Source organism: Halobacillus sp. BBL2006, from assembly GCF_000786645.1.
Lineage (GTDB): Bacteria > Bacillota > Bacilli > Bacillales > Halobacillaceae > Halobacillus.
This window is the reverse complement of record NZ_JRNX01000103.1, coordinates 1-8,219: the sequence shown is the minus strand read 5'-3', so window position 1 is coordinate 8,219 and position 8,219 is coordinate 1. Positions and strand designations below refer to the sequence as shown.

Annotated in this window: 13 protein-coding genes; all 13 read right to left on the bottom strand. The window is 43.7% G+C overall.

The annotated features are described in order from the left end of the window. Positions 1 to 199: 199 nt before the first annotated feature. Positions 200 to 943, bottom strand: a complete 744-nt coding sequence (truA, locus tag LD39_RS03980) for a tRNA pseudouridine(38-40) synthase TruA (protein WP_035543106.1) — start codon at positions 941 to 943, stop codon at positions 200 to 202. 14 nt (positions 944 to 957) lie between these two features. Then, complete coding sequence (locus tag LD39_RS03975) at positions 958 to 1,755, bottom strand: energy-coupling factor transporter transmembrane protein EcfT (protein WP_035543104.1); 798 nt, start codon at positions 1,753 to 1,755, stop codon at positions 958 to 960. Beyond that, on the bottom strand, positions 1,748 to 2,620 hold the full coding sequence (locus tag LD39_RS03970; RefSeq protein ID WP_035543102.1) for an energy-coupling factor ABC transporter ATP-binding protein: 873 nt from the start codon (positions 2,618 to 2,620) through the stop codon (positions 1,748 to 1,750). Before LD39_RS03970 ends, LD39_RS03975 begins: the two co-directional genes overlap by 8 nt. Beyond that, positions 2,596 to 3,435, bottom strand: coding sequence for an energy-coupling factor ABC transporter ATP-binding protein (locus LD39_RS03965; RefSeq protein ID WP_035543100.1), 840 nt, complete (start codon positions 3,433 to 3,435; stop codon positions 2,596 to 2,598). Before LD39_RS03965 ends, LD39_RS03970 begins: the two co-directional genes overlap by 25 nt. 209 nt (positions 3,436 to 3,644) lie before the next feature. Further along, a complete protein-coding gene (rplQ, locus tag LD39_RS03960; RefSeq protein WP_035543099.1) occupies positions 3,645 to 4,004 on the bottom strand; it encodes a 50S ribosomal protein L17 in 360 nt (119 codons plus the stop codon). Between the two features lie 43 nt (positions 4,005 to 4,047). Next, positions 4,048 to 4,992, bottom strand: a complete 945-nt coding sequence (locus LD39_RS03955; RefSeq protein ID WP_035543097.1) for a DNA-directed RNA polymerase subunit alpha — start codon at positions 4,990 to 4,992, stop codon at positions 4,048 to 4,050. Between the two features lie 177 nt (positions 4,993 to 5,169). Next, positions 5,170 to 5,565, bottom strand: a complete 396-nt coding sequence (gene rpsK / locus LD39_RS03950) for a 30S ribosomal protein S11 (RefSeq protein ID WP_035543095.1) — start codon at positions 5,563 to 5,565, stop codon at positions 5,170 to 5,172. A 30-nt stretch (positions 5,566 to 5,595) separates the two neighbouring features. Beyond that, on the bottom strand, positions 5,596 to 5,961 hold the full coding sequence (gene rpsM, locus LD39_RS03945) for a 30S ribosomal protein S13 (RefSeq protein ID WP_035543093.1): 366 nt from the start codon (positions 5,959 to 5,961) through the stop codon (positions 5,596 to 5,598). Positions 5,962 to 5,984: 23 nt separating this feature from the next. Further along, positions 5,985 to 6,098, bottom strand: coding sequence for a 50S ribosomal protein L36 (rpmJ, locus tag LD39_RS03940; protein WP_002509257.1), 114 nt, complete (start codon positions 6,096 to 6,098; stop codon positions 5,985 to 5,987). A 28-nt stretch (positions 6,099 to 6,126) separates the two neighbouring features. Further along, a complete protein-coding gene (gene infA / locus LD39_RS03935; RefSeq protein ID WP_035543089.1) occupies positions 6,127 to 6,345 on the bottom strand; it encodes a translation initiation factor IF-1 in 219 nt (72 codons plus the stop codon). Then, positions 6,323 to 6,658 (bottom strand): KOW domain-containing RNA-binding protein, encoded by a 336-nt coding sequence (locus LD39_RS03930; protein WP_035543087.1) that lies wholly within the window; start codon positions 6,656 to 6,658, stop codon positions 6,323 to 6,325. Before LD39_RS03930 ends, infA begins: the two co-directional genes overlap by 23 nt. A 16-nt stretch (positions 6,659 to 6,674) precedes the next feature. Continuing rightward, the gene (map, locus tag LD39_RS03925; protein ID WP_035543085.1) at positions 6,675 to 7,421 is read right to left on the bottom strand and encodes a type I methionyl aminopeptidase; all 747 of its coding nucleotides are present in this window, start codon (positions 7,419 to 7,421) and stop codon (positions 6,675 to 6,677) included. Continuing rightward, positions 7,418 to 8,071, bottom strand: coding sequence for an adenylate kinase (locus LD39_RS03920; protein ID WP_035543084.1), 654 nt, complete (start codon positions 8,069 to 8,071; stop codon positions 7,418 to 7,420). Before LD39_RS03920 ends, map begins: the two co-directional genes overlap by 4 nt. Positions 8,072 to 8,219: the final 148 nt, after the last annotated feature.

The window sequence follows — 8,219 nt, the reverse complement described above, 5'->3', positions numbered from 1 at the left end:
TGTTTTTTTATATTTTAGTGTGGAATCGGCTTGGGCAGCGATACACAGACGAGATTCCTATATCAGCGAACGCCGATATATTTCAACGTTCGCTGATATAATTCAGCTTTTGACGATATAAGGTCTTGAACGCTGATATACATATAGAATTGATAGACATCGAATCTAGCCTTAAAATCCAGCTCTCCACAATCAAAGCTCAATCATAGGAAACCTTCCACAGAAAAAGCCCTTGCGGAGGTGCCGTTTTTCCAGCTGCCTCTCGTTCTTTCGCCTCTATTATCACTGGAATCTCTTCAGGATCACGATCGTGACGTCCAACTTCTAGCAGGGTACCTACTAAAATACGAACCATATTATAAAGAAAGCCTGATCCTCTGAAAATAAATACGATTTCTTCCCCTTCTTTTTGAACAGAGGCCTCATGAATCACACGTATCTTATCCCCTTTAATATCGGTACGAGGTGAGCAGAAGGACGTAAAATCATGTTGACCTTCAATAAACTGACACGCTTTCTGCATGGCGGCTATATCTAAGTCAGCTTTCACATGGCAACGAAAATGGCGCTTAAAGACATTTGGCTCTCGGTCATTCCAAACATAGTACCGATATTCTTTCCCTGTGGTATCATATCGGGCATGAAAATCACGCGATACGTTTTCTACAGATGAAACATGAATATCGGATGGCAATAAAGAAGAAAGAGCGCGTTTCCAATTGGGAACGGGGATGTTCAAATCTGTATCGAAATGAATCACCTGTCCTAAAGCATGGACACCGGAATCCGTTCTCCCTGAAGCCGATACTTTGACCATTCGCCCTTTATGCATTTTCGAAAGGGCCTTCTCAAGTTCGGCCTGTACCGTATTGCCATTTGGCTGGATTTGATAGCCAGCATAGTTGGTGCCGTCGTATTGAATGATGCACTTTAAACGCTCCATACGTTACCCTCCCATCAGCTTCGAGTTAACAAGAGTCCAATGACCAACACTCCGAAGACAATGAATAAATAGACATCCAATTTGCCGAGACGCAGCTCCCTAAGTTTGCTTCTGCCTTCACCGCCTTGATACCCCCTTGCCTCCATGGCCATAGCGAGCTCCTCAGCGCGTTTGAAGGCACTGACAAACAAAGGGACCAACAAGGGGATAACGGCTCTTATACGGTCTTTAAATGAGCCTGTACGGAAATCTACACCTCTGGAAGCTTGAGCTTTTGAGATTTTCTCTGTTTCCTGCATGAGCGTCGGAATAAATCGTAAGGAAATCGACATCATAAGGGCTAATTCATGGACAGGAAAGCGAACCCTTTTCAAAGGGCCTAACAGTTCTTCAATCGCATCTGTAATTTCAATAGGTGTAGTCGTTAACGTTAACAGCGATGTCACTAATATCAAGAGAAAGAAGCGAAGAGAGATGGCAGCCCCCTGGACTAGACCCTCTTCATAGACTTCCCATCCAAACAGGCTGAACGCTACCTCTCCCTGCCTTGTCACAATCAAATGCAAAATGAACGTAAAGATCACTAAGAACCAAACCGGCTTCAAACCTTTCATAATATAAGGAAAAGGTATCCTGGAAAGTAACGCACTTCCGATAGAAAATAACGCGAGCAATCCATAGCTCATAACAGAATTAGCAAAAAACACGATCACGACAAAGAAAAAGATGATGGCGATTTTTGACCGTGGATCCATTCGATGAACGATTGAGGTCCCCGGAATATACTGACCGATAATCATTGAACTACTCATGATCGCGGCCTCCTTCCATCACTTGAGACAATTCCTTTGCTAACTCTGCTATTGTTTGCCCCTTATACTCAATCGTGGAGCCAAATTCCTCGTTCACCTTTGTTACAAATTCAATGACTTCCGGCACATCAAGCTGAACAGCTTTCAGCGCATCTTGCTGCTTAAAGATTTCCAGAGGTGTGCCTTCTCGATAAACTTCACCTTGGTTCAGAATAATGATGTGATCGGCATAAGCTAGCGCATCTTCCATACTGTGAGTGACTAGGATTGTTGTGAGCTGTTTTTCCTTATGAAGGCGATGGAACATATCCATGATTTCTCGTTGGCCGTTTGGATCAAGCCCTGCCGTCGGTTCATCCAACACGAGAACTTCGGGGTTCATTGCCAGGACTCCTGATATAGCGACCCTTCGCATTTGGCCTCCGCTTAAATCAAAAGGTGATCGATCAAGCAATTCTTCCGGTAACTGGGTGGCTTGAATCGCTTCTTTCGTCCTTCTCGAGATCTCGTCCTCATCTACCCCAAAATTTTGTGGACCAAAGGCAATATCCTTGGCTACCGTTTCTTCAAACAGCTGATGCTCAGGATATTGAAAGACAACCCCCACTTTTTCACGGAGCTTTTTCAACTGCTTATTTTTTACCCCTGCTTTCATTTCGTAGTCACCGATGGATACTTTTCCGTCTGTAGGCTGCAACAATCCATTGAGATGTTGAATCAATGTGGATTTACCTGAACCCGTATGTCCAATGATTGCTACGAACGATCCCGATTGGGTAGAAAAGGACAGGTCATCCAACGCTCGATGTTCAAACGGACTATTGGGCTGATAAACATAACTCACATGCTCGAACGTAATGTCCATAATTCCTCCAACAACTCCTGGTGATTGAGTGGCTCACGTGAAAGCTTCATGCCAACAGTTCTCAGGTGATCTGCCAGCTTGCTTACGAAAGGAGTATCTAAGCCAATTTCGATTAACTGATCTTTTTTAGAAAATACGTCTCTTGGGGTTCCTTCCATCCAAACCTCTCCCTGGTTCATGACCAGAACACGGTTCGCCTGTGTTACTTCTTGCAAATCGTGAGTGATTGTAATTAAAGATAGGTTCCGCTGTTCTTGAACGTCCCTTATTGTACTCATGATTTCTTTCCGCCCTTTGGGATCTAACATAGCTGTCGCTTCATCTAAAATGATGTATTTTGGAGAGACGGCAAGCACACTCGCTATAGCGACCCGTTGTTTTTGACCTCCAGAAAGGCGGTGAGGCTCGTGACGTTCATATTCTGTCATTTGGACAGAAGCTAAGCTTTCCTTGATGCGGTCTAGCATCAATTCACGAGGCATTCCATGGTTCTCCATTCCAAAAGCGACATCATCTCGAACCGTCGTACCAACAAATTGGTTGTCTGGATTTTGAAATACCATGCCCACTTGCTTTCGTATGGCCCATACGGTCTCTTGAGCTACCTTCTTGCCGTTAACTATGATTTCACCTTCTTGAGGAAATAACAAACCATTCATCAACTTGGCAATCGTAGATTTCCCTGAGCCGTTATGGCCAATGATCGCTACCCATTCATTAGCACCTATAGTAAAGCTTACATTCTTCAATACCCAAGGCATATCTTCTTGATATCGAAAAGAAACATTTCTAAACTCGATTTGGCTCTGTCCCAATCTCCTTCCCCCTCTGCTCACCTGACTATTTCCCAGGAAATATGACATTAATCCCCTTGATTACTGCCTGTTTTCCAACGCGCTTTCTACAATTCCCGCAAAAGAAAATCTATCTAATCTATTAACAATAGTTTTTAGACCATAAAAAAAGGGCTGGATTCAACCTCGCGATGAGATTCAGTCCTGCCCTTTTACACTAATGGTATTCATTAAACTAGTTCAATGATCGCCATTTTCGCTCCGTCACCTTGACGTTCGCCTAGCTTAAGCACGCGAGTGTAACCACCTTGACGGTCCTCATAGCGTGGGCCGATGTCAGAGAATAGCTTCTGTAGAGCTGTTTGCTCTCCTTCACCGTCAGCTTTAGCGTTGTAAAGGAATGACTCAGCTTGACGACGGGCATGAAGATCGCCGCGTTTACCTAGTGTAATCATTTTCTCTACAACAGAACGAAGCTCTTTGGCTTTAGCTTCTGTTGTTTCTAAACGTTCATGGATGATCAAGTCTGTCGCTAAGTTACGAAGAAGCGCCATGCGTTGATCAGTTGTACGTCCTAGTTTTCTAGCCATTCGTTATCCCTCCCTTTCGGAAACTCTTGATGTGATCTATTTATTAATCGTCTTTTCTCAAACCTAATCCCAGTTCATCCAATTTGTGCTTCACTTCTTCAAGTGACTTGCGACCAAGGTTACGAACCTTCATCATATCTTCTTCAGATTTATTCGCAAGTTCCTGCACTGTATTAATTCCAGCGCGTTTCAAGCAATTGTAAGAACGTACAGAAAGGTCAAGCTCTTCAATCGTCATCTCAAGAACCTTCTCTTTTTGGTCCTCTTCTTTTTCAACCATGATTTCAGCTTTTTGAGCTTCATCAGTAAGGCCAACAAAGATGTTGAGGTGTTCCATATAGATCTTGGCTCCAAGAGAAATCGCCTCTTCTGGGCGGATACTTCCGTCAGTCCAAACGTCTAACGTAAGCTTATCGAAGTTGGAAGTTTGACCGATTCTCGTATTCTCTACTTGATACGTCACACGAGATACAGGCGTAAAAATAGAGTCAACTGGAATCACGCCGATTGGTAAATCTTCATGGTTATTTCCTTCAGCTGGACGATATCCTCGTCCTCTTTCAGCTGTAATACGCATACGAAGGCTAGCCGTGCTGTCTAGTGTAGCGATATGAAGATCTGGATTCAGAACTTCCACATCACTATCGTGCGTAATATCAGCTGCTGTTACTTTTCCTTCACCCTGTACATCGATCTCTAAAGTCTTCTCTTCTTCGGAGTAAACCTTCAAAGCTAGTTTCTTTAGATTCAAAATGACCGTTGTTACGTCCTCCACGACTCCATCAATAGTTGAGAATTCGTGAAGTACCCCGTCAATTTGAACAGATGTTACAGCAGCGCCAGGAAGTGAGGATAATAGGATACGACGCAAGGAGTTACCTAGAGTTGTACCATACCCACGCTCAAGCGGTTCTACGACGAACTTACCAAATGTGGACTCATCGCTGATCTCAACCGTCTCAATTTTTGGCTTTTCAATTTCGATCATTTACAAAAAACCCTCCTTCAAAACGTCGAAACCCCGGTTAGACAATGGGTCTAACCGAAATTCCTCAGGTAGGCAGTCCGAATTAAGACAACTGCATATTTTTCTGTCTAGTGCGGTGCTGTGATAAAAGCTATCATAACCCATTATAGACAGGGTGACAAATTCTATTCAGAACTATTATACGCGACGACGTTTTGGTGGACGGCAACCATTGTGTGGTACTGGAGTTACGTCACGGATTGCCGTGATTTCTAGACCTGCTGCTTGTAGTGAACGGATCGCTGCTTCACGACCAGCACCAGGGCCTTTTACTGTAACTTCAAGAGTTTTCATTCCGTTATCCATTGCATCTTTTGCTGCAGCTTCTGAACACATTTGTGCAGCGAAAGGAGTAGACTTACGAGATCCCTTGAAACCTAAAGCACCTGCACTGCTCCAGCTGATTACGTTACCTTGAACATCAGTGATCGTTACGATTGTGTTATTGAATGTAGAGCGAATGTGAGCCATTCCAGTCTCTATATTCTTTTTCACGCGACGCTTACGACTACGAGTATTTCCTTTACGTGCCATATAGTTAGCTTACCTCCTTTACCTATCTATTTATTTACGTTTATTAGCCACTGTACGACGTGGGCCTTTACGTGTACGAGAGTTGTTTTTCGTTTTCTGTCCACGAGCTGGAAGTCCGCGACGGTGACGGATTCCGCGGTAAGAACCGATCTCAATCAAACGTTTGATGTTTAGAGAGTTCTCACGGCGAAGATCACCTTCTACGTTGTGTTGTTCTACAGCTTGACGAATTTTAGCCAATTCGTCTTCTGTTAGATCACGAACACGAGTATTTTCTGAAACACCAGCTTCAGCTAGGATTTCAGTAGCTAGGGATTTGCCGATTCCAAATACATACGTTAATGAAATTGCCACGCGCTTATCGCGAGGAATATCTACACCTGCTATACGTGCCATGTGGTACGTGCACCTCCTTCAGATTAACCTTGTTTTTGTTTATGCTTAGGGTTTTCACAGATTACCATGACTTTACCTTTACGTTTGATGACTTTGCATTTTTCGCAAATTGGTTTTACAGAAGGTCTTACCTTCATCATCCATACCTCCTTTAATATCGGAGTTTTATTTGTAACGGTACGTTATACGACCTTTTGTCAAATCATAAGGGGAAAGTTCTACCGTTACTTTGTCTCCGGGCAAGATTCGAATGAAGTGCATACGAATTTTACCAGAAACATGAGCTAAAACGGTATGACCGTTCTCGAGTTCTACCTTAAACTGTGCGTTCGGTAAGGTTTCAACGATCGTCCCTTCTACTTCAATAACATCGTCTTTCGCCATCGAGTTGATCTCCCTTCTTCAAATCAGTCACTAGTTCATTGACATATTTAGACACGGCAAACCGCAGCTTGCCATTTGTGACGCGACCAGTTTCTAGAAGGCTGTTCTGGACTTCCGGAGAGATGAAATCCATAAGCTCAATATGCTGCATGTTCTTTTTCTTTGGTCGATCATACTTACGTTTCTCTCCGTCGGCAAGCAGCACAAAGCGGCCATCCAGCACATCGATCACAACCGCGTACTGTCCTGCCTCACGCCCCTGCACGATACGAACAATTTGACCTATTCGTGGACTCGACTCAGATTCGTTCAAAAACGATCACCTTCATTTAGGATTTTGTTAATATTTCGTAACCCTCTTCCGTAATCGCGACGGTGTGTTCGAAATGCGCACACATTTTACCATCTTTCGTGACTACCGTCCAACGGTCAGCTAACGTCTTCACATAGCGAGAGCCAGCGTTAACCATTGGTTCGACTGCCAATACCATTCCAGGTTTCAGACGAGGACCTTTGTTGGGTGGACCATAATGAGGAATTTGTGGATCCTCATGAAGTTCCTGCCCTACTCCGTGTCCAACGTATTCACGCACAATCGAAAATCCTTCCGACTCTACGCAGCTTTGAATGGCATGGGATATATTTGAAAGGCGCTCACCTGGTTTTGCTTCATCAAGTCCTTGGAAAAGCGACTTTTCCGTAACTCTCAACAATTCCATGGTTTCCTCATCAACAGTGCCGACTGGATACGTCCAAGCCGAGTCACCGTGATAACCTTGGTATTTCGCACCGATATCGATGCTGATGATATCTCCGTCATTCAAAACCCGGTCTCCCGGGATTCCATGGACGAGCTCTTCATTAACCGATGTGCAAATACTACCACGGAATCCATTATAACCTTTAAAAGATGGGATTGCATCCATACTGCGTATGAATCTATCAGCAATCTTATCCAATTCTCCAGTTGTTATACCTGGCTGGATGTTGCGTTCCAACTCTTGGTGCGTCAAGGCAACGATTCTGCCTGCTTCACGCATAATATCTAATTCCCGTGGAGTTTTACAAATAATCATGAATTCAGGTCTCCAAGCTTTTGGTCAATATCTTTGAATACTTCATTGATATCTTTATCGCCTTCAAACGATACTAAATAGCCTTTGTCTTGGTAGAAATCCAGAAGTGGCTGTGTTTGCTCAACATTCACTTCAAGACGCTTTCTTACGGTTTCCGGCTGATCGTCTTCTCTTTGAATCAACTCAGAGCCATCATTGTCACATTTACCTTCCTCTTTAGGAGGATTGAATGCAACGTGATAGGTAGCACCGCATGTTGGGCAGATGCGTCGTCCAGTCAGACGCTCGACGAGTTGGTCTTGTGGAACATCGATATGAAGAACGTAATCTAATGATTCGTCCATATCTTTCAATAGATTCTCAAGAGCTTCTGCTTGTGCGATCGTTCTTGGGAACCCATCTAGTAGAAAGCCTTTTTGGCAATCAGGTTTACTAAGACGCTCGCGAACGATTCCGATGGTTACTTCATCTGGAACCAGTTCACCTTTGTCCATATAGGATTTAGCTTCTTTACCAAGTTCTGTTCCTTCTTTGATAGCTAAACGGAACATATCTCCAGTTGAGATATGAGGGATGTCATATTTTTCGACTATCTTCTCCGCCTGTGTGCCTTTACCAGCACCCGGGAGACCCATGAGAATTAAATTCAACGTGTTCCCCTCGCTCTCATATTTCATTAGTTATACACTAATTATTTAATAAAACCTTTGTAGTGGCGTTTTACAAGCTGACTTTCAAGCTGTTTCATCATTTCAAGGGCAACCCCGACAACGATGAGCAAGCTTGTCCCGCCGATTT

Excerpts from the sequence above, each read along its gene's own strand:
- truA (WP_035543106.1), bottom strand. The coding sequence starts at position 943 with ATGGAGCGTTTAAAGTGCATCATTCAATACGACGGCACCAACTATGCT.
- LD39_RS03975 (WP_035543104.1), bottom strand. The coding sequence starts at position 1,755 with ATGAGTAGTTCAATGATTATCGGTCAGTATATTCCGGGGACCTCAATC.
- LD39_RS03970 (WP_035543102.1), bottom strand. The coding sequence starts at position 2,620 with ATGGACATTACGTTCGAGCATGTGAGTTATGTTTATCAGCCCAATAGT.
- rplQ (WP_035543099.1), bottom strand. The coding sequence starts at position 4,004 with ATGGCTAGAAAACTAGGACGTACAACTGATCAACGCATGGCGCTTCTT.
- LD39_RS03955 (WP_035543097.1), bottom strand. The coding sequence starts at position 4,992 with ATGATCGAAATTGAAAAGCCAAAAATTGAGACGGTTGAGATCAGCGAT.
- rpsK (WP_035543095.1), bottom strand. The coding sequence starts at position 5,565 with ATGGCACGTAAAGGAAATACTCGTAGTCGTAAGCGTCGCGTGAAAAAG.
- rpsM (WP_035543093.1), bottom strand. The coding sequence starts at position 5,961 with ATGGCACGTATAGCAGGTGTAGATATTCCTCGCGATAAGCGCGTGGCA.
- rpmJ (WP_002509257.1), bottom strand. The coding sequence starts at position 6,098 with ATGAAGGTAAGACCTTCTGTAAAACCAATTTGCGAAAAATGCAAAGTC.
- infA (WP_035543089.1), bottom strand. The coding sequence starts at position 6,345 with ATGGCGAAAGACGATGTTATTGAAGTAGAAGGGACGATCGTTGAAACC.
- map (WP_035543085.1), bottom strand. The coding sequence starts at position 7,421 with ATGATTATTTGTAAAACTCCACGGGAATTAGATATTATGCGTGAAGCA.